Origin of the sequence: Cellulomonas gilvus ATCC 13127 (genome assembly GCF_000218545.1) — a bacterium.
Taxonomy (GTDB): domain Bacteria; phylum Actinomycetota; class Actinomycetes; order Actinomycetales; family Cellulomonadaceae; genus Cellulomonas; species Cellulomonas gilvus.
Map to the genome: position 1 here is coordinate 234,484 of NC_015671.1, position 18,609 is coordinate 253,092.

The 18,609-nt window shown below is 73.9% G+C and carries 17 protein-coding genes and 1 tRNA gene; 14 read left to right on the forward strand and 4 right to left on the reverse strand.

The features are described from left to right. Position 1: 1 nt before the first annotated feature. Positions 2 to 1,216 (reverse strand): sensor histidine kinase, encoded by a 1,215-nt coding sequence (locus CELGI_RS01045; RefSeq protein WP_245528137.1) that lies wholly within the window; start codon positions 1,214 to 1,216, stop codon positions 2 to 4. On the opposite strand from CELGI_RS01045, the gene CELGI_RS01050 reads away from it, so the two are divergent. The 6 genes from CELGI_RS01050 to CELGI_RS01070 all read left to right on the forward strand — a co-directional run bounded on the left by CELGI_RS01050 (position 1,198) and on the right by CELGI_RS01070 (position 6,018). Further along, the gene (locus CELGI_RS01050; RefSeq protein ID WP_321572175.1) at positions 1,198 to 2,394 is read left to right on the forward strand and encodes a TrkH family potassium uptake protein; all 1,197 of its coding nucleotides are present in this window, start codon (positions 1,198 to 1,200) and stop codon (positions 2,392 to 2,394) included. The two genes, CELGI_RS01045 and CELGI_RS01050, sit on opposite strands and share 19 nt — an antisense overlap. 29 nt (positions 2,395 to 2,423) lie before the next feature. Continuing rightward, the gene (locus CELGI_RS17745) at positions 2,424 to 2,705 is read left to right on the forward strand and encodes a potassium transporter TrkG (protein WP_321572176.1); all 282 of its coding nucleotides are present in this window, start codon (positions 2,424 to 2,426) and stop codon (positions 2,703 to 2,705) included. A gap of 110 nt (positions 2,706 to 2,815) precedes the next feature. Further along, positions 2,816 to 3,871: a hypothetical protein gene (locus tag CELGI_RS01055; RefSeq protein ID WP_013882262.1), complete on the forward strand. Its 1,056-nt coding sequence runs from the start codon at positions 2,816 to 2,818 to the stop codon at positions 3,869 to 3,871. 10 nt (positions 3,872 to 3,881) lie between these two features. Beyond that, positions 3,882 to 4,472 carry a TetR/AcrR family transcriptional regulator gene (locus CELGI_RS01060; protein ID WP_049785497.1) on the forward strand — a complete coding sequence of 197 codons (591 nt, stop codon included), beginning with the start codon at positions 3,882 to 3,884 and terminating at the stop codon, positions 4,470 to 4,472. Then, a complete protein-coding gene (locus CELGI_RS01065; RefSeq protein WP_013882264.1) occupies positions 4,469 to 5,251 on the forward strand; it encodes an ABC transporter ATP-binding protein in 783 nt (260 codons plus the stop codon). Before CELGI_RS01060 ends, CELGI_RS01065 begins: the two co-directional genes overlap by 4 nt. Next, positions 5,248 to 6,018, forward strand: coding sequence for an ABC transporter permease (locus tag CELGI_RS01070; protein WP_013882265.1), 771 nt, complete (start codon positions 5,248 to 5,250; stop codon positions 6,016 to 6,018). Before CELGI_RS01065 ends, CELGI_RS01070 begins: the two co-directional genes overlap by 4 nt. A gap of 318 nt (positions 6,019 to 6,336) precedes the next feature. On the opposite strand, the gene CELGI_RS01075 is transcribed toward CELGI_RS01070, so the two are convergent. Both CELGI_RS01075 and CELGI_RS01080 read right to left on the reverse strand, forming a co-directional pair. After that, positions 6,337 to 6,699 carry a VOC family protein gene (locus CELGI_RS01075; protein WP_041574046.1) on the reverse strand — a complete coding sequence of 121 codons (363 nt, stop codon included), beginning with the start codon at positions 6,697 to 6,699 and terminating at the stop codon, positions 6,337 to 6,339. A 55-nt stretch (positions 6,700 to 6,754) separates the two neighbouring features. Further along, on the reverse strand, positions 6,755 to 7,549 hold the full coding sequence (locus tag CELGI_RS01080; protein ID WP_013882267.1) for a GNAT family N-acetyltransferase: 795 nt from the start codon (positions 7,547 to 7,549) through the stop codon (positions 6,755 to 6,757). Positions 7,550 to 7,679: 130 nt separating this feature from the next. Between CELGI_RS01080 and CELGI_RS01085 the strand changes: the two genes are divergently transcribed. From CELGI_RS01085 to CELGI_RS01100, 4 genes are all read left to right on the forward strand, one after another. Then, a complete protein-coding gene (locus tag CELGI_RS01085; protein WP_150104629.1) occupies positions 7,680 to 8,231 on the forward strand; it encodes a hypothetical protein in 552 nt (183 codons plus the stop codon). Then, positions 8,231 to 8,467 carry a helix-turn-helix transcriptional regulator gene (locus CELGI_RS01090; RefSeq protein WP_013882269.1) on the forward strand — a complete coding sequence of 79 codons (237 nt, stop codon included), beginning with the start codon at positions 8,231 to 8,233 and terminating at the stop codon, positions 8,465 to 8,467. The genes CELGI_RS01085 and CELGI_RS01090 overlap by 1 nt, the downstream gene beginning before the upstream one ends. A gap of 136 nt (positions 8,468 to 8,603) precedes the next feature. After that, the gene (locus CELGI_RS01095) at positions 8,604 to 9,302 is read left to right on the forward strand and encodes a DUF4386 domain-containing protein (protein ID WP_013882270.1); all 699 of its coding nucleotides are present in this window, start codon (positions 8,604 to 8,606) and stop codon (positions 9,300 to 9,302) included. A 153-nt stretch (positions 9,303 to 9,455) separates the two neighbouring features. Next, complete coding sequence (locus tag CELGI_RS01100; RefSeq protein ID WP_013882271.1) at positions 9,456 to 14,642, forward strand: lamin tail domain-containing protein; 5,187 nt, start codon at positions 9,456 to 9,458, stop codon at positions 14,640 to 14,642. Positions 14,643 to 14,699: 57 nt separating this feature from the next. Here CELGI_RS01100 and CELGI_RS01105 read toward each other — a convergent pair whose 3' ends face one another. Then, positions 14,700 to 15,155, reverse strand: a complete 456-nt coding sequence (locus tag CELGI_RS01105) for a GatB/YqeY domain-containing protein (RefSeq protein ID WP_013882272.1) — start codon at positions 15,153 to 15,155, stop codon at positions 14,700 to 14,702. Between the two features lie 128 nt (positions 15,156 to 15,283). Between CELGI_RS01105 and CELGI_RS01110 the strand changes: the two genes are divergently transcribed. The 4 genes from CELGI_RS01110 (at position 15,284) to modA (ending at position 18,582) form a co-directional block, all read left to right on the forward strand. Continuing rightward, positions 15,284 to 15,356, forward strand: a tRNA-Arg gene (locus tag CELGI_RS01110). A gap of 74 nt (positions 15,357 to 15,430) precedes the next feature. Then, positions 15,431 to 17,200 carry a carboxypeptidase-like regulatory domain-containing protein gene (locus CELGI_RS01115; RefSeq protein ID WP_150104630.1) on the forward strand — a complete coding sequence of 590 codons (1,770 nt, stop codon included), beginning with the start codon at positions 15,431 to 15,433 and terminating at the stop codon, positions 17,198 to 17,200. 146 nt (positions 17,201 to 17,346) lie between these two features. Continuing rightward, positions 17,347 to 17,757: a TOBE domain-containing protein gene (locus tag CELGI_RS01120; protein WP_013882274.1), complete on the forward strand. Its 411-nt coding sequence runs from the start codon at positions 17,347 to 17,349 to the stop codon at positions 17,755 to 17,757. A gap of 24 nt (positions 17,758 to 17,781) precedes the next feature. Beyond that, on the forward strand, positions 17,782 to 18,582 hold the full coding sequence (gene modA / locus CELGI_RS01125; RefSeq protein ID WP_013882275.1) for a molybdate ABC transporter substrate-binding protein: 801 nt from the start codon (positions 17,782 to 17,784) through the stop codon (positions 18,580 to 18,582). Positions 18,583 to 18,609 lie beyond the last annotated feature (27 nt).

The following is an 18,609-nucleotide window of genomic DNA, read 5'->3' on the forward strand; positions in this document are numbered from 1 at the left end:
GTCACTGCGGCGCCACCGGCGGCCGCAGCGTCATGGTGAGACCTCCGCCGGGCGTGGTCGACGGGCTCAGATCCACGCCCATGGCCTCGGTGAAGCCTCTCGCGATGGCGAGCCCGAGCCCGACGTGCGACCCGGCGTCCCGGTCGTCCAGGCGCTGGAACGCGGCGAACACCTCGTCGCGTCGCTCGGGTGGGATGCCCGGACCGTGGTCGACGATGCTCAGGTCGACGCCCGAGCGGCCCGTGGCCGCCCGGATCCGGACGCGCGTACCAGCCGGGCTGAAGCGCACGGCGTTCTCGACGAGGTTGTCCACGACTCGTTCGAGCAGCCCGGGGTCGACGAGGACGAGCGGCAGGTCGTCGGCGATCACGGTGTCCACGCTCGCACGGTGCTCGCCGAGCGTGGTGCGGGCGAGCACCTCGTCGAGCGCGATCGGTCGCACCCTGGCGGTCACGGCGTCCGAGCGCAGACGGGTCATGTCCAGGAGGTTCGCCACGAGCCGAGCCAGTCGGTCGGTCGAGTCCTCGATCGTCGCCAGCAGCTGGGCGCGAGCGTCGTCCGGCCATGCGACGTCCGTCTGCCGCAGGCTGCTGACCGCGGCCTTGGTGCTCGCCAACGGTGTCCGGAGGTCATGCCCGACCGATGCGAGGAGGGCCGTCCGTGCCCGGTCCTCGGCCGCCAGCTCGCGCGTGCGGGCCACCTGCGCGTCCAGGTCCTGCTGGTACCGCAGCCGGTCGCGCGCCGCGAGCTCGACGGTCGCTGCCACCACGACGGCGGCGACGGCGAAGACCGCCAGCTCGATCAGCGTGTCACCGCCCTCCACCGCCAGGGTGTGCAGGGGCGGCGTGAAGAACCAGTTCGCCAGGCCGAAGGAGAGCACCGCGGCGATCAGACCGGGAAGCATCCCGCCGACTGCCGACACCGCCACGACGCCGAGCAGGTAGACGAGGAGGATGCTGCCCAGCGCGACGTCGTCGCGAGTCGCGACGAGCAGCACGCTGATCACCGGCAGGCCGGCGCCGGCCAGGACGAACCCGGCGACCCGGCGACGGCGCGCGATCGCGCCGTGCACCACCAGCGCCGGGCCGCGGGCGTTCCGGCGGTTCGACACCCGGCCAGGCTCGCACACACCGCGACACGAGCACGCCACCACCGTCCGCACGTCGCCGACGCCGCGAGAACCCTGACGAAATCTTGATGCCGCTGAGCCAGGCACGGCCGGGGTGCACGGTTCGGGGCTCCGTAGGCTCGAACGTCGCACCCGGCGACCCTGCCGGCGCCGCTGGCCGCATCGGCCCGCGACCCCCCCAGCAGAGGCATCACCGGTCCGTGGCTGTCCCGCTCGGCGCGCTGCTCTGCCGTCCTCCCCGCCGTCGTCGGCTCGGCATCGACAACCCCGGGCGCACCGTCGTGGCCGGCTTCGCGCTCGGGATCGTCATCGGCGCGTCGGTGCTCCTGCTGCCGATCTCCCGCAACGGGCCCGGCGGAGCGCCGCCACTGGAGGCGCTCTTCACGGCGACCTCGGCGTTGTGCGTCACGGGGCTCGCTGTGGTCGACACCGCCACCTACTGGTCCGGGTTCGGGCAGGCCGCGATCCTGCTGCTGATCCAGGTCGGCGGTCTCGGGATCATGACGCTGGCGACGCTGCTCGGGCTGCTGATCTCACGCCGGCTCGGGCTCGGCTCGCGGATGCTCGCGGCCGCCGAGACCAAGAGCGTCGGCCTGGGCGACGTGCGCACGGTGCTGCTCGGTGTCGCCAGGATCAGCCTCACGGTCGAGGCGATCACCGCGATCGTGCTCACCGTCCGGTTCGCCACTGCGTACCACCATCCGTGGGGCACGAGCGTGTGGCTCGGGGTCTTCCACGCGGTGTCCGCGTTCAACAACGCGGGTTTCGCGCTGTTCAGCGACAGCCTCATCGGCTTCGCCACCGACCCCTGGATCTGCCTGCCGATCGCCGCCGCGGTCCTGCTCGGCGGTCTCGGGTTCCCGGTGATCCTCGAGCTGCTGCGGCAGCACCGGCGCCCGAGGCGGTGGAGCATCCACACCAGGCTCACGCTCGTGATGACCGCGATCCTGCTGCTCGGCGGGACGCTGTTCATGACCGTCGCCGAATGGTCGAACCCCCACACGCTCGGCGCGCTCGACCCGGCGGGGCGCGTCCTTGCGGGTTTCTTCCAGGCCGTGATGCCCCGGACGGCAGGGTTCAACAGCGTCGACACCGGCTCGATGAACACCGGGACGCTGCTGGGCACTGACGTCCTCATGTTCATCGGAGGTGGCAGCGCCGGCACGGCCGGCGGCATCAAGGTCGGGACGTTCGCCGTGCTGCTCCTGGCGATCATCGCCGAGCTGCGCGGCGACCGGACGTCAACCTGTTCGACCGGCGGCTGACTGCCCCCACCATCCGGCAGGCCCTCGCGGTGGCCCTGCTCAGCGTCGCCGCGGTGGTCGCCTCCACGATCGCGATCGCGATGACCAGTCGCTACAGCCTCGACCAGATCCTGTTCGAGGTCGTCTCGGCCTTCGCGACCGTCGGGCTGTCCACCGGCATCACCGCCGACCTGCATCCGGGCCACCAGCTCGTCCTGGTCGTCGTGATGTTCGCGGGGCGGCTCGGACCGGTCACCCTGGCGTCCGCGCTCGTCCTGCGTGAGCACGGGCGGTTGTTCCGGCGTCCGGAGGGACGGCCGCTGATCGGCTGACCGCCGCGCGCGCCAGACCCGCCGTAGGGCTGCGGCGGGGGACCTCGGTCCGTCGCCCGACCCCCGAGCGCGGGTCACGCTGGCGGGACAGGGGCCGAGGAGGTGACGCGATGGGTGCGTGCGAGGCGGCGACCGGCGGTGCGCCGCCGCACGTCGTGCGGCTCGCGATGCCCGACCTCGAGGCCGCTCGCCGCTGGCTCGACGCGGCACCGCACCTCCCCGCTGGTCCGGTGCGTGACGTGCTGGCGCACCAGCACGACGACGGCAGCTGGGGCGTCGCCGGCCACGCGAGCCGGCGCGTCCTCACCACGTTGTGGACCGCGGGAGTGGTGGCCGACCTCGACGAGCTCGGCGAGGTCCCCGGCGAGAGCCACTCGCTGTCCCAGGCCGTGGCCGCCGCGGCGGGGTTCCTGGGCGCGCACGCGACGACCGACCGCGGGGTGTTCTCGCGCAACGGCCGCGACGACGGCGTGCTGGCCTGCTACGTCGCGCTGGCGGCGGTCTGCTTCCTGCGCGGTGGCAGGCTCGACCTCGCCGAGCCGCAGGTGGACTGGATCCTGCGCTACCAGGACGTGCGCGTGGCGGGTCGCTCCCCTCGAGGTGAGCTCCCCGTGTACGTGCCGTCGCTGGCGACGCGGTACGGCGGGTGCCTGGCCGCCACGAGCTGCGTGATCGGGGTGATCAAGGCCGGGCTCGCCCTCACCAGGTGGCAGGAGCGCGTGCCGGTCCGCGGTGGAGCTCGAGCCCGTGAGGTCGCCGAGCTCCTGAGCCTCGTCCGTCAGGCGCTGCTCGACCGACGACTGATGCTGGCGAGCGACCGGACGATCCTGCCGTTGGGGCGCGCGGGTTCGCCCAGCGACTGGCTCATGCCCACGTTCCCGCTCGACTGGCGCACCGACCTCACCGAGGTGATCGGTGTGGTCGCGGGAGCCGGCGGCGTCGACCGACGGGTGCAACCGGCGCTCGACCACCTGACAGCCACCCAGATCCCGGGAGCGGGATGGCCCCTGACTCGCGGGTTCTGGCCGGAGGGGTGCGCCGCGGTCGAGCGGCGGGGCGCGCGCAGGTCGAGCCGTCTGGCCACCACGCGCGTGCTGCGCGCACTTGCGCCGCTCGCGGAGGGGAGGAGTTCCGCCGCTCTCGACGCGCGCGATGTTAGTCACTAACATCGCGCCCATGGGACGCCGACCGAGCACGCGTGAACGTCTGCAGGCGGCTGCACTCGACCTGTTCCTGGCCCAGGGGTACGAGGAGACGACGGTCAACCAGGTCGCCCAGGCGGCCGGCGTCTCCCACATGACGTTCTTCCGCCACTTCCCCACGAAGGAGGACGTCGTCCTGGACGATCCCTACGACGAGGTGATCGCGGGAGCCGTGCGCGCCCAGGACCGCGGGCTGCCCGTGGTCGAGCGTGTCCGGTGCGGGATCCTCGCCGCGTGGGCTGCACTGCCGGAGCCGAGCGCTGCCCAGGCCCGGGCGCGCGTCGGCCTGGTCGCCCGGACTCCCCGGCTCCGTGCGCGAGCGGCGGAGAACAACCGCCGTACCGCGAGCCTGATCTGCGAGGCCCTCGTCGCCGACGGAGCGGCGCCGGTGGACGCGGCCGTCGCCGCGGCCGCGTGCCTCGCGGCGCTCATGGAGGCGCTGCTGCTCTGGGGTGCACAGCCGGACAGCGGCGATCTGGGGACGCTCATCCGGCGCGCGCTCGACGTCCTGGCCGTGGGCGCCGACGCGGGCGGACGCGCCGTCGCGAGCGCAGGCCCGGCGTGACCGTGGTTCCCGCCGGCACAGGCGCCGCCCCGGCCGGCCGGCCGCTGCTGCGGGCATCCGGGCTGGCGCGCGCCTTCGGCGACGAACGTGCGCTCGACGGCGTCGACCTGTCCGTGCGGGCAGGGGAGATCCACGCGCTCGTCGGGCTGAACGGCGCGGGCAAGTCCACCCTCATGCGCCTGGCGCTCGGGATGCTGCGGCCGGGTGCGGGGACCGTCGCCGTGCGGCACCCCGACGGCCGGATGCTGCCGCCCTGGCGGGCACCGAAGGAGCTGTGGGCCGGGGTCGGGCACCTCGTCGAGACGCCGAGCGCGTACCCGGAGCTGACGGTGGTGCAGGCGGTGATCTGTGCCGCGCGCCTGCGCGGCCTGGAGCCGTCCGCGGCCGCCGCGGCCGCCGCGGACGTGGTCGACCGCCTCGCGCTCACGCACTGGGCCGGCCGGCGGGCCGGGGTGTTGTCGCTCGGCAACCGCCAGCGGCTCGGCCTGGCGTGCGCGAGCGTGCACCGTCCGGGCCTCCTGGTCCTCGACGAGCCGACCAACGCGCTCGACCCGTCGGGTGTGGTCGTCGTCCGGCGATGGCTGCGTGAGGCGCGTGACGCCGGTGCAGGGGTCCTGGTCTCCAGCCATCACCTCGACGAGGTGGCCCGCACGGCCGACCGGATCAGCGTCCTGCACCACGGGCGGGTGATCGGCGGGCTGCCTCCGGGTGGCGTCGACCTCGAGCGGCAGTTCTTCGCGATGGTGTACGCCGTCGATCAGGCGGAGGGCCGGGCATGATCCGCGCGGCGTGGGAGGTCGAGACCCTCAAGCTCCGGCGGTCGGCGGTCGCGCGGACCACGGCCGCCGTCCTGATTCTCGGCACCGGTGCGGCCACCGCGCTGTTCACCGCGGTGGGCCTCGGCGGCGGCGACGGGCAGATGGCCCTCAAGGTGCGACCGATGCTGCAGGGCGAGGGCTGGCACGCCTACCTCGGGATGCTCGCCCAGATCCTGTCGGTCGCGACGCTCCTCGCCGTGGGTGTCGTCGCCGCATGGACGGTCGGGCGTGAGTTCGCCGAGGGCACGGTCACCGGGCTGTGGGCGCTGCCCACCTCACCGGCGTCCGTGGTGCTCGCCAAGCTCGTTGCCGTCCTGGGCGGCGCGGTGCTGTGCGGGTTCGCGGCGGTGCTGGTCTCGATCCCCCTCGGATGTGCCATCGGGCTCGGGGCGCCCGGTGCCGACGCCGCGCGCGGTGCGGGCCGCGCGCTCGTCGTGACGCTGCTGACTGCGCTGCTGAGCCTCCCGGTCGCGTGGGTCGCGTCCCGCTGGCGGGGATACCTGCCGGGCGTCGGCGCGTTGCTCGGCCTGGTCGTGGTCACGCAGATCGCGACCGTGGCCGGAGCGGGCGCGTGGTTCCCGTGGGCCGCACCCGGCCTCTGGGCCGGGATGGGCGGGAGCGAGGCCGCCGCGGACGTGACCGGCCTCCAGCTGTGGGCGGCGGTGCCCGTCGGAGCCGTGGCTCTCGCGGCGACGACGATGTGGTGGTCACGCGCCGAGCTGTGCTGAGCCGGCTGGTCCGCCGCGCACCGGGCCACGCGACAGACGCTCGAGCCAGCTCACCCGTCCGGCCTCTCTGCCGCCGACGCGCTGCCCCGGCGCTGGCGCGTTCAGCTGCCCGTGGCGGACGGAGCGGCTAGAACCGACACAGGACGCGCGCGTTCCCGAGTCCGAGCTCGCCGTACGCGTCACCGCTGGGGTTGTGCTCGATGCGAAGCCCGGCGGCACGTCGCACGGGTCCACGCTCCCTCCGTCTGAGGTTCGTCCGCCCGACCGTAGTGCGCGCGGGCACGTGCGCGGGGCGATTCGAGCGGACGAGGCGGCCCCTCAGCCGACGCAGAGGCAGAACGGGTGACCCGCGGGGTCGAGGAACACGCGGAACGACTCGCCCGGCTGGTGCTCGGCCTTGGTCGCGCCCAGCGCGAGCACGGCTGCTTCGCCGGCGTCCAGGTCGTCGACGTCGAGGTCCAGGTGGAGCTGCTGCGGGACGTCCTGGCCCGGCCAGCGGGGCGGGGTGTACCCCTCGACCTTCTGGAACGCGAGGCTCTGGCCGTAGTCGGCCCGGATGTGCGCCCAGCTGCCGTCCTCCTCGGCCTCGACCGTCCAGTCGAGCAGGCGGGCGTAGAACGTGGCGAGCGAGGCGGGGTCCGGGCAGTCGAGGACCGTGACGGGGTAGCGCGCGATAGCCATGCCGCCGACGGTAGGCCCGCCCTCCGACACGCACGCATCGCGGATCCGGGAGGGCTCAGGCGCGGGGCGGGATCCGGAGGTACGGAACGCGCAGCGTCGGACGGAAGCCGAGCGCGACCGCCAGGCGCAGCGATGCGACGTTGTCCTCACGGCACGACCACACGGGCGTCAGACCGCGGGCCAGCAGGTCCTCGATCATCGCCGCGGCAGCGGCGGCGGCCAGCCCGCGGCGGCGCCAGGCGGCGGCCGTCTCGATGCCGACCTCCACCTCGTCGGCCACGCGGTAGGACGTGAACGCGATCGCGCCCACGGTCTGCGCCGACGCGACCACCCAGCCGCCGCCGCGGGCCAGGAACGTGGGCGCGTCGGGCCAGAACCCGCTGGGCACCACGGCGCCGGGCAGCGTGAAGTCGGCCGCCGTCGCGGGGCGTGCGCGCCACCCGGACGGAGCCGTCAGCCCGAGCCGGGCCGCCGTGAAGGCCGCGCGGTCGAACGCGAAGTTGACGCGCGTGTGGGCCACCACGCGGCCGGGGCCGGCGTGCTCGTCCAGCGGCACGGCCTCGAGCGCGGCCACCCAGTCGACGTCGCTGCGGGGGTCCACCTGCAGCCATTCGCCCGCGGTGCGTGAGCGCAGGTGGGCCAGCACGTGCTCCACGGCCTCGTCGACGGCCTCGCCCCACACCAGCGACATGCCGTACGGGTGCACGGCGTGGAACGCGCGGGGGTGGTCGTGCCGGTCTGACCACAGACCACCGGCGACGGTGCCCTCGACGACCGCCCGCGCGAAGCCGACGTTGAGGGGGACCGCGTCGAGCTCGCGCGCGGCGTGGCGGTGCAGCGGTGCGGGCATGTGCGGTCCTCCCGGTGTCGTCGCAGGTCAGGCTCGCACCCGTGCGGGAGGGGGGTGCCCGACGAAGGTCCCCGACGCCGAGCATGTCAAAGATTGTTGACACGGCCTGTGCCGCGGTCCTACGGTCGGCATGTCAAAGATTCTTCACATCGGAGCAGCCATGCAGGACGCGGTGCACGACCTCCCCGGCGACGACGAGCCGGTCCCCATGACCACCACCGAACGGTCGGTCTGGGCCTACCTGGTCGCGGTGGTGCTCACCTCCGGCGCGTACCTCCTCTACCTCGGGGTCCAGCTGGCGCGCACGCCCGCCCACGAGATCGAGTGGGTGGTCCCGATGCTGTGGACGCTGGGCGCGTCGGTGGTCGGCTCGATCCTGCTGACGATCGTCGGCACGATCGTCGGGAGCGTCACCGCGACGATCGGGCGGGCGGCCGCGGGGCGCACCGAGCACCACGCGCCCGTGGTCGAGTCCGGCACGGACGCGCGGGACGACGAGATCGGCCTGCGTGCCCACCGCGCGCACATCGGCGTCCTCGCGGCGGGGTTCGTCTGGGCGCTGGTGCTCGCGATGCTCGACGCCGACACGTTCTGGATCGGCAACCTGCTGTTCGTGGTCGGCACGGCGGGCGCGCTCGTCGAGACCACCACCAAGCTGCGGCTCTACCGGCGTGGCTTCTGATGGGCCCCAAGCCCACGCGCGTCACCAACCGGATCCGTGACCTACGGATCGAGCACGGAGAGCTCACCCAGGCCGAGCTGGCGCGGCGCATCGGGGTGACCCGCCAGACCGTCATCGCGATCGAGCACGGCCGCTACTCGCCGTCGCTCGAGCTCGCGTTCCAGATCGCGCACGTCCTGGGCCGTCCGCTGGACGACGTCTTCCAGTACGTCGCGCCCGACGAGACCGCCCGCTGACCCGGGCCGCACGCACCCACTCCACGCACCCACCCCGCGCACCACCCCGGCGCCCGCGCCGCCACGCGAGCCGGTCCGGCCACGGTCGCCGTGACCGCCGTCCGTCATGCCCACCCATCGTCACCGGGAGCACCACGTGAACGCACACCTGATCCGGACCGCCCGGCTCACCGGGCTCGCCTACCTGGGCCTCGCCGTGTTCGGCATGCTCGGCTACCTGGGGGTCCGGCAGCGGCTCTACGTCCCCGACGACGCGACGGCGACCGCCGCCAACCTGGTCGACCACCAGACGCTCGCGCACGTCGGCACGGTCGCGGACCTGACCGTGGTGGTGTGCCAGGCGCTCGCCGCGATCGGCTTCCTCGCGCTGTACCGCCGGACCCACGCCGTGGCTGCGGCCGCGGTCGCCGCGTTCGGGCTCGTCAACGCGGTCCTGATCCTGGTGGCCACCGTGTGCACCACCGCGGCCCTGCACGTCGCGCTCGCCGAGCCCGGCACGTACGCGCAGCCCGAGCAGGCCGTGCTGCTGCTGCACGACCTCGCGGAGCGCGCGTGGGGCCTCGGCGGCCTGTTCTTCGGGCTGTGGCTGGTGCCCATGGGTCTGCTCGTGCTGCGTTCCGGCCGGCAGCCGCGCCCGCTCGGCTGGGTCCTGGTCGCGGGGGGCGTCGGCTACGTGGTGAGCACGTACGTCACCGCGGTCGCGCCGGACCAGACGCTCGTGGCCACGGCGCTCACCGCCCTCGCGACCGTCGGCGAGGTCTGGATGGTCGGGTACCTCCTGTGGCGGGGGGTGCGGACGGGCGCACGCACGACGAGCGCGGCGATGGCGGGCTGAGCCGCGCCCCGGGGGCGGCGGGCCCGCTCCGGACACGTGCGTCGGGGACTCGGCATCCGCAGGACACCCGCAGGTCGCCCGGGCGCGGGCAGCCGTTCATCCGTGCTGGTGAGGCTGCGCGGCGGACCACCCCCGACCCCGAAGCGAGTCCTCATGCCCCCGCGCGCCCCCGGGGCGCGGCATCTCGCCGCGCTCGTCTCCGCGACCCTCGCCGTCACCACGCTCACCCTGGCCGCCCCCGCGGTGGCAGCACCGGACCTGCCGCCGCTGCTGATCACCGAGATCAACGTCGACTCCTCGAACCGCCCCAGCGCCACGGGGACCAGCATCGACGCGTGGGAGTACGTCGAGGTCCACAACACCACGTCCGCGGCGATCGACCTGACCGCGGACGGGTACTCCGTGGTGTACCGCAGCGGGTCGACCGAGAAGGTGCTCACCGTGCCCGACGGGACGGTGGTGCCGGGCCACGGGACCGTGGTGCTGTGGGCGTACAACAGCGGCCTCTCGGGTGCGGCAGCGCTGTCCGACGACGACTTCCGCGCGTTCTACGCGGGCAAGGGCGTCACGGGCGACTACGCGCTGGTGCGCCTCACGGGCCAGGACGGCCTGAACAACGGTGGCACGACGATGTGGCTGCGCCGGACGGTCGACGGCGTCACCTCGGACGTCGCGCAGGTGACGTGGACCGCCGCGGACAAGGGTGTGGACCTGCCCGTGCTGTTCGGCGTGCCGCCCCAGGGCAGCGCCGTGCAGCCCGTGTTCGCGCAGCAGCAGGCGCCCACCCCGGGCGTCGTCGTCCCGGAGCAGGTGGGTGCCACCGCCCCCGAGCCGGACCCGACCGGCGACCCGTCGACCGACCCGACCACAGACCCGTCGACCGAGCCGACCACCGAGCCGACGACGGAGCCGACGACTGACCCGACCACCGACCCCACGACGGAGCCGACACCCGGCCCGACGCTCCCGCCCACCGACCCGGACCTGCACGCCCCGATCCTGCAGGTCACGGAGATCGCCCCGGACACGGCCAACGTCGCAGGTGCCGACGCGTACGAGTTCGTGGAGGTCTACAACGGCTCCGACGCCCCGGTCGCGTTCGACGACTTCACGCTCGCGTACCTGTACGTGGACGCCAACGCGGTGCAGACCAGCTCGGCGCTGTGGCCCGCGACGCCCACGGACCCGGTGATCGCGCCGGGCGGGACGCTGGTGCTCTGGATCAAGAACGGCGCCAACGACGCGCTGCGCGCGGCGGACTTCAACGCGCAGTTCGGCACCGACCTGGTGCCGGGCACCGACCTGGTCGAGGTCCGCTCGGGCGGCATGGCCAACGCGGGCCCGCGCGGCATCCAGGTGATGACGAACACGGGTCAGGACGTGAGCCGCGCGTACTGGTTCACCGACGCGCAGACCACCGCCACCACGGCGATCCAGTACGCGTGGAACCCGGCGCCCGGCGCGCACCTGTGGACGCCGAAGGACCCGACGGGCTCGGAGCAGACGCTCGTCGGCCTGGCCGCGCCGACGCCCGGCCGGGTCAGCCCGGGGCAGGTGCCCGCGGGCCTCGTCGCGACGCCGCAGGACCAGACGCCCCCGGTGGTCGAGGACCTGACCGGCGGACCCGAGGCGCCGCAGGAGCCGGGTGCGCTGGACGTGCTGCTGGACGTCCAGGACGACCGGCAGGTGCGGACGGTCGCGCTCACGATCGACACGGACGTGGACGAGCCGGTGACGCACCTGCTCCAGGCGAGCGCACCGCACCGGTACGCGTACGCGATCCCCGAGGTGGACCTGTACGGCAAGGAGTGGGTCGAGTACCGGGTCCGCGCGACCGACGGCACCCGGACCACCACGTTCGGCCCGGTCCGCGTGGACCTGCGTGACGGTGAGCCCGACCCGGTCCGGCTGGACGTGACCGAGGGCCAGCACGTGGGCGGCGAGACGCGCGTCGCGGCCACGACGGACGGCGACCCGGCCGCGCTGTCGCTCGCGATCGACGGCGAGCCGGTGGCCGCACCCGTGCCGTCGCTCGAGCGCGCGCCCGTGTTCGCGTTCGAGGCGACCAGCACGGACGCGTTCTTCCGGAACGGCATCAAGCTCGGCGACCAGGTGCTCACGGTCTTCGACGAGGGACTGTACGGCCGCACCGAGACGGTCACCGCGCAGGTGCCCGTGGAGCAGGTGCGGCAGGGCCGCGAGCTCACGGTCGGCATCTACGCGGGCACCAAGGCGTGGCCGCAGCCGGACGTGAACGAGAACAACGACGACTTCTCTGGCAAGAACATGCGCCTGGCGCTGCCCGACGGCCGCGTGCTGCGGCCCACGTCCTGCGCCGTGGCGGGCGAGGCGGTCGGCGCCGAGCTCGCGACCGTGCCGTGCCCGGACCCCACCGAGGCGATCGGCTTCAAGGACGCGACGCTCGTCTACATCCTGGCGACGTTCACGCTCCCGGACGACGCGTTCACGTCCCTGGCGCACACGTGGGACACGACCGCCACCACCGACGGCGCGCACACGCTCACCGCCACGGCGGGCACGGGGTCGGACGCGACGCGCGTGACGCGCACGGTCGTCGTCGACAACACGGCCCCGCAGATCACGACCCCGCTGGTGGACGGCCGGCTGTACCGCGGCGCGTTCACGATCGACGCCTCCGCCACCGACGCGGGATCGGGTGTGGCCGCGCTCGACGCGACGCTGGACGGCGAGCCCGTCACGCTGCCGCACGCGACGTCCTCGCTCGCGCTCGAGACCGGCGACCACGTCGTCGTGCTGACCGCGCGTGACGCGCTGGGCAACCGGGCGAGCCGCACGGTCACGTTCCGCACGCCCGACGAGCAGCCGGCCGCCGAGCAGCTGACGCCCGCGCCTGGCGCGCAGGTCCGCCCCGGCGGTGTGGTGCTGCAGGCGACCCCGACGAGCCCCGAGGGTGACGCGCTCGACGTCGAGCTCCGCGAGGGGCACACGTTCGCGCCCGGCGACCCGGAGGTCACGGTCTCCTCGGGCAGCACCGGCGTCGCGGCGGGTGAGGACCTGGCCGGCACGCCGCTGGCCGCGCAGGACCTCGAGCGCCTGGTCGGCACGGACGGGCTGAGCGTCCCGGTGAGCTCGACCACCGCGTTCCCGTACCAGCTGTTCACGGTCGAGGTCCCCGCCGACGCAGGCGCCGACGCCGAGGTCCGCGTGGCCTGGGCCGGCTCCGCGAACGCGGGCGCCAAGGTGCTGCTGTACGTGCGCACCGCGGCAGGCCGCTGGCAGGAGATGGACCGTCACCTGACCACGGGCGGCGGGGCCACCGACTTCACGCTCGATGCGCTGGTGCCCGTCGCGGACCACGTCGTCGACGGCCGCGTCACGGTCCTGGTGCAGCACTCCGAGGGCTTCGCGGGTGAGGTGCGCTCCACGCGTGCGACGGCCGTCACGCCGTACCACCCGGACGCGACACCGCGTGACCAGTACGACTTCACGATCGCGTGGGAGTCGGACACGCAGTACTACAACGAGAGCCCGGACTTCTACCAGCACCAGCTCGACATCCACGCGTTCCTGCTGGCGCAGCGCGACCCGCTGAACCTGCAGTACCTCATCCACACGGGCGACATCGTCGACGACTTCGACCAGCCCGAGCAGTGGGCGCGGGCCGATGCGGCCTACCGCCAGCTGGATCAGGCGGGGCTGCCGTACGGCGTCCTCGCGGGCAACCACGACGTGGGCCACCACGCCGACGACTACACCGAGTTCTCCCGGTACTTCGGCGCGTCCCGCTACCAGGACAACCCCTGGTACGGCGGCCAGCTGCAGGACAACCGCGGCCACTACGACCTGGTCACCGCGGACGGCGTGGACCTGCTCCTGCTGTCGATGGGCTGGGGCCCCGGCGACGAGCAGATCGCGTGGATGAACGACGTGATCCGGCGCTACCCCGAGCGCAAGGTCTGGATCAACCTGCACGAGTTCATGCTCACCACGGGTGGCCTGGGCCCGATCCCGCAGCGCGTGATGGACGAGGTGGTCGCCACCAACCCGAACGTGTTCGCGGTCAGCTCGGGGCACTACCACGACGCGTACACGCGCACCGACGAGTTCGACGACGACGGCGACGGCACTGCCGACCGCACGGTCTACTCGATGCTGTTCGACTACCAGGGCCTGCCGCGCGGCGGCCAGGGGTACCTGCGGCTCCTGCACTTCGACAACGACGGGCAGCGCATCGTCGTGCGCACGTACTCGCCCTCGCTCGACGACTTCGACTCCGACGACGCGTCGCTCAACTCCCCGGCCGGGATGCAGGACTTCACCATCCCGTACGCGGCCGTAGGGCTGACCTCGAGCACCAAGACGCTCGCCACGGACTCGTTCCGCGCGGACGTCCTGACCTCGAAGGTCATCGCCTCGTTCGAGGACGTGCCGTCCGGGACAACCGTCTCCGCGGTGTGGGACGTGCCCGCGGGTGAGCACGGCTGGTACGTGCTCACCACGGGCCCGCACGGCGGCGTGGACCGCTCCGCGGTGCGCACGTTCGTCGCGACCGAGCCGCCCGTGGTCCCGGGTGCCCCGACGCCGACGATCACGGGCACGCCCGCGGTCGGCTCGACCCTGCGCGCGGTCGACGGCACCTGGCCGGCCGGCACCACCGTGACCCGGACGTGGCTCGCGGACGGCACCCCCGTCGCGGGCGCGACGGGCCCCACCCTGCGCCTGGCCCCCGCTCAGCAGGGCAAGCGCATCACCGTGCGCGTGACCGGTGCGCTCGCCGGGCACACCTCGGTGACGCGCACGTCGGCTCCGACCGCGCGCGTCGCCGCCGGTGCTCTCACCGCACCGCGGCCGACCGTCGTCGGCAAGGCGCGGGTGGGGGTGCGGCTCACGGCGCGTGCCGGCACCTGGGGTCCGGCGCCGGTCACGCTGCGCTACCAGTGGTTCGCCTCCGGCACCGCGATCCGCGGCGCCACCTCGGCGACGTTCACGCCGAAGGCCGCGCACCTGGGCAAGCGGCTCACGGTGCGCGTCACGGGCAGCCAGCCGGGCTACGCCACGGTCTCCCGGACCTCGGCCGCCACCGCGGCCGTCGCGCGGGGCACGCTGACCGGCGCGCGCCCGACTATCGCCGGCACGCCCGCGGTGGGTCACCGCCTCGTCGTGCAGCGCGGTGCGTGGACCCCCGGGACCACGTTCACCTACGCGTGGTTCGTGGACGGGAAGCGGGTCTCGACGAGCGCGACGTTCACGCCCACGTCCCGGCACGCGGGAGCGCGCGTGAGCGTGCGGGTGACCGGCACGCGGCCGGGGTACGCGCCGCTGACCCGCACGAGCGCCACGGTCGCCGTCCGCCGGTGAACGACGACGCCCGCTCGCCGCACCCGGACGGGGCGGCGAGCGGGCGTCGGTGGTCGGTCAGGCCAGCGCGGCGCGCACCAGCGTGGACAGCTTCTTGCCGTCGGCGGCCAGGCCCGCGCGGGACGTGGCCTCCTTCATCACGGCGCCCATGTCCCGCATCGTGCTGGCGCCCAGGTCCGCGACCACGGCGGTGACGAGGGCCGCGAGCTCGTCGTCGGACAGGCGTGGGGGCAGGTACGTCTCGATCGCGTCGGCCTCGGCCGTCTCGGTCGCGGCGCGCTCCGGGGCGTTCGCGGCGGCGTAGATCTGCGCGCTCTCCCGGCGCTTCTTGACCTCGCGCGCCAGCACGCCGAGCACCTCGTCCTCCGTGAGCTCGCGCTGCACGGAGCCCGTCCTGGTCTCCGCCCGGACCTCGCCGATGACCTGACGCAGCACGCTGGTGCGATCGGCGTCGCGGGCCTTCATGGCGGCGGTCAGGTCGGCGGTCAGACGGTCCAGGGTCGGGGTGCTCATGGGTCCATGGTGCCGCCGTGGTCCCCGCTGGTGCACGCGAGTTACCGGCGTGCGCACCGTCACGGCCCATCGGTTTGGGCGTGAGGCGCGCTGACCTGTATCGTCTACCCCGGCCCCGATGGGGTCATGCGCCCGTAGCTCAATGGATAGAGCATCTGACTACGGATCAGAAGGTTGGGGGTTCGAGTCCCTCCGGGCGCACGGTGTGAGGCCCCGATCAGCACAGCGTGCCGATCGGGGCCTTTCTCGTGCCGGCGGGTCGGTATAAAGGGCGCATGCATCGCATCGCCAGGGGGCCTGTCCTCGTCCTGACCGCAGCGCTCGCGCTCGTCGCCGTACCTGCCGCCGCGGAACCGGTGGCCGGTGCCACGGAGGTGACCGGCGTCGTCACCGTCGACGGCGTCCCGCTGCCCGACGCCATGGACGGGTTGGGCTCGGTCACCGTCATGTACTGGGAGCCGTCCACGGGGGAGCGGCGCACCACGGAGTCCGACCCCGACACGGGCGCGTACGCGCTCGACGTCCCGGGCACCGCCCCGTACTACCTCGCGGCGAACGTCACGCCCGACGGCGTGGGGCGGGAGTCGGACGACCTCGCGCCGGTCTTCGTCGGAGCGGACGGGACGCACGACTACGCGTGGCAGACGCTCGCTCCGGCCACGGACGCCGCCGCGACCGACGTCACGCTCGACCTGGACCGCAGCGGGACGGTCGTCGTCAAGGCGGGCGACCTGCATCAGTTCGACGACCTGACGCTGCGGACGATCGGCGGCCGGCTCATCGACCGGACGTCGAGCCTCCCCGCCACGTTCTCGGGACTGGTGCCGGGTAGGTACACGCTGCAGGCGTGGACGCCGTGGGACACGATCCAGCACCCGGCGGCGCCGTGGCAGACGGCCTCGGGCGGGGTCGTCGTCGAGGCGGGCGGGACGACGACGATCGTCCCCGCGCGCTCCGACACGACGCCCGCGCTGCGCGGCACGGTCACCAAGGGGGGCGCGCCGGTGGCGGGGGCGATGGTTCGGATCGACCGGGTCACGTCCGCGACGCACGTCGGCGACGTCGAGTGGGGGTACTCCTGGGACAAGACGGACTCCCGCGGCCGGTACGCGGTGGACTACGGCGACCTGCTGCCCGGCCGGTACCGGATCAGGGTCGAATCGGGTCAGACCACCGAGAGCTCGGACGTGTACGTGTCGCTGCGAGCGGGCGTCACGACGGTCCGCGACATCGCCGCGGCGCAGCAGGGCCGGCTCAAGGTGGTCATGACCGCGGCCGCGCGCAAGCACCAGAGCAGCGTCACGATCCTCGACTCGAAGGGGGTCCAGCGCGGTGGCATGACGTGGACCAGCACGGGTGCGGCGATCGACCGGGTGCCGCCGGGCACCCACACGCTGATCGTCCACGACAGCGTCGCCCGGACGTACGAGGCGCGTCGGGTGGTGATCACGCGGGGCAAGACCGCGACGGTGAACGTCAACCCGCGCAAGCCGACGGTGACCGTCTCCGGCCGCGTGACCGGCCCCAACGCGGCGCGCGCGGGAGTGACCCTGGTCAGCAACCGTCTGGGTGAGCTCGGCCACCGCATGACGCGCGCCTCCTCGACCGGGTGGTACTCGCTGCGCGACGTCGTCCCCGGCGCCGATCAGCTGCTCGTGGTGAAGGCGAAGCACGCGGAGGTGCAGCGTGAGATGGACCTCGTCAGCACCCGACGTCTCGATGTCAGGCTGCCTGCGACGTCGGGCGTGATCACCGGACGCCTGACGCTCGGTGGCCTCCCCTACGACGGCAGCCCCGGTGACGTCTGGGCCACGCTCGACGGGGGCGGCCGCACGGAGCGGGCGCGGGTGAACGCGCGCGGGCAGTTCTCGTTCCCGGCCGGCACCATCACCGCGGGCGTCGACCGCACGCTGGCGGTCACCACCACCGACCTGGTGAGTGGCGTCCCGTACGCGGTGCGTCTCCTCCTGGCCGACCGGACGGTCAGGACGCCCGGCGCCGCCGGCGGTGACCTCGGGACGATCGAGCTCGTGGTGCGCCGCTGACGTCCGTCCTCGCGGGGCGCGCGTGCGCGATCCGAGGAGTGGAGCCGGAACGGCTGGGGCGGTACCTGCGGCCACCGAACTACCACTCAGGCGCACATGCGGCTCGGGGGTGACATCTCTACCGCGTGTGCGGCTAGGGTGCTCGCGTGCCGACCTTCCGCGTCAAGGACGCCGCCGGGCTGCTGGGAGTCAGCGACGACACCGTGCGCCGGTGGGCCGACAGCGGCCGGCTGGCGACGACCACCGACGCGGCCGGCCGTGTGGCGGTCGACGGCGCGGAGCTGGCGCGGTTCGCCGAGGAGCTCGCGCGGGACGCGACCCAGCCGCACCCCGGTGACATCGCGGCGGCGTCGGTCCGGAACCGGTTCACGGGCCTGGTCACCCGGGTCCTGAAGGACACGGTGATGGCGCAGGTGGAGATCCAGGCCGGGCCCCACCGCGTGGTCTCGCTCATGAGCCGGGAGGCGGCCGACGAGCTCGGCCTCGAGCCCGGCGTCCTCGCGGTCGCGGCCGTGAAGGCGACGAACGTGTCCGTCGAGATCCCGCGCGCACGCTGACCCGAGCCGTCCGGAGGAGCGCCGATGCACCGTCCCACCCTGGTCGCCACCGGCCTCGTGGCCGCCGCGGTCGCGCTCTCCGCGTGCGGCACGGATCCCGCGCGGCCGACGAGCCCCGGTGCCGCATCGGCGGGCGCCGCGACCTCGACGCTCGAGGGGGACATCACCGTCCTCGCCGCGGCGTCGCTCACCGAGCCGTTCACCGCGCTCGGGGAGCAGCTGGAGGCGGACCACCCGGGCGTGCACGTGACGTTCGGCTTTGCCGCGAGCTCCACGCTGGCCCGGCAGATCGCCGACGGCGCGCCCGCGGACGTGTTCGCCTCGGCGAGCACGACGACGATGGACGCCGTCGTCACCGCGGGCGGCGCGGCCGAACCGGTCGTGTTCGCGACCAACAGCATGCAGATCGCCGTCCCGCCCACCAACCCCGGCGGTGTCACCGGGCTCCCGGACCTGGCCGACCCGGAGGTGACCACCGCGCTGTGCCAGCCCGAGGTGCCGTGCGGGGCGACCGCCGCGCAGGTGTTCGCCCAGGCCGGGCTCACCGTCACCCCCGTGACCCTGGAGCCGGACGTCAAGGCGGTGCTGAGCAAGGTCCGGCTCGGTGAGGTGGACGCCGGACTGGTGTACGTCACGGACGTCCTCGCAGCGGGCGACGAGGTGCGGGGCATCGAGATCCCCGCCGACATCGACGCCACGACGGACTACCCGATCGCGACGCTCTCCCGCTCCGCGCACCCGGACGTCGCCGCTGCGTTCATGGACCTGGTGCTCTCGGCCCGCGGCGTCCAGGTGCTCACCGCAGCGGGCTTCACGCGGCCGTGAGCGCCGTGGAACGGCCGCCCCGCCGTG

Coding starts and splice junctions, on each gene's coding strand:
- CELGI_RS01050 (WP_321572175.1), top strand. CDS start 1,198: ATGCCGCTGAGCCAGGCACGGCCGGGGTGCACGGTTCGGGGCTCCGTA.
- CELGI_RS01055 (WP_013882262.1), top strand. CDS start 2,816: ATGGGTGCGTGCGAGGCGGCGACCGGCGGTGCGCCGCCGCACGTCGTG.
- CELGI_RS01060 (WP_049785497.1), top strand. CDS start 3,882: ATGGGACGCCGACCGAGCACGCGTGAACGTCTGCAGGCGGCTGCACTC.
- CELGI_RS01070 (WP_013882265.1), top strand. CDS start 5,248: ATGATCCGCGCGGCGTGGGAGGTCGAGACCCTCAAGCTCCGGCGGTCG.
- CELGI_RS01075 (WP_041574046.1), bottom strand. CDS start 6,699: ATGGCTATCGCGCGCTACCCCGTCACGGTCCTCGACTGCCCGGACCCC.
- CELGI_RS01080 (WP_013882267.1), bottom strand. CDS start 7,549: ATGCCCGCACCGCTGCACCGCCACGCCGCGCGCGAGCTCGACGCGGTC.
- CELGI_RS01085 (WP_150104629.1), top strand. CDS start 7,680: ATGTCAAAGATTCTTCACATCGGAGCAGCCATGCAGGACGCGGTGCAC.
- CELGI_RS01090 (WP_013882269.1), top strand. CDS start 8,231: ATGGGCCCCAAGCCCACGCGCGTCACCAACCGGATCCGTGACCTACGG.
- CELGI_RS01100 (WP_013882271.1), top strand. CDS start 9,456: ATGCCCCCGCGCGCCCCCGGGGCGCGGCATCTCGCCGCGCTCGTCTCC.
- CELGI_RS01105 (WP_013882272.1), bottom strand. CDS start 15,155: ATGAGCACCCCGACCCTGGACCGTCTGACCGCCGACCTGACCGCCGCC.
- CELGI_RS01115 (WP_150104630.1), top strand. CDS start 15,431: ATGCATCGCATCGCCAGGGGGCCTGTCCTCGTCCTGACCGCAGCGCTC.
- modA (WP_013882275.1), top strand. CDS start 17,782: ATGCACCGTCCCACCCTGGTCGCCACCGGCCTCGTGGCCGCCGCGGTC.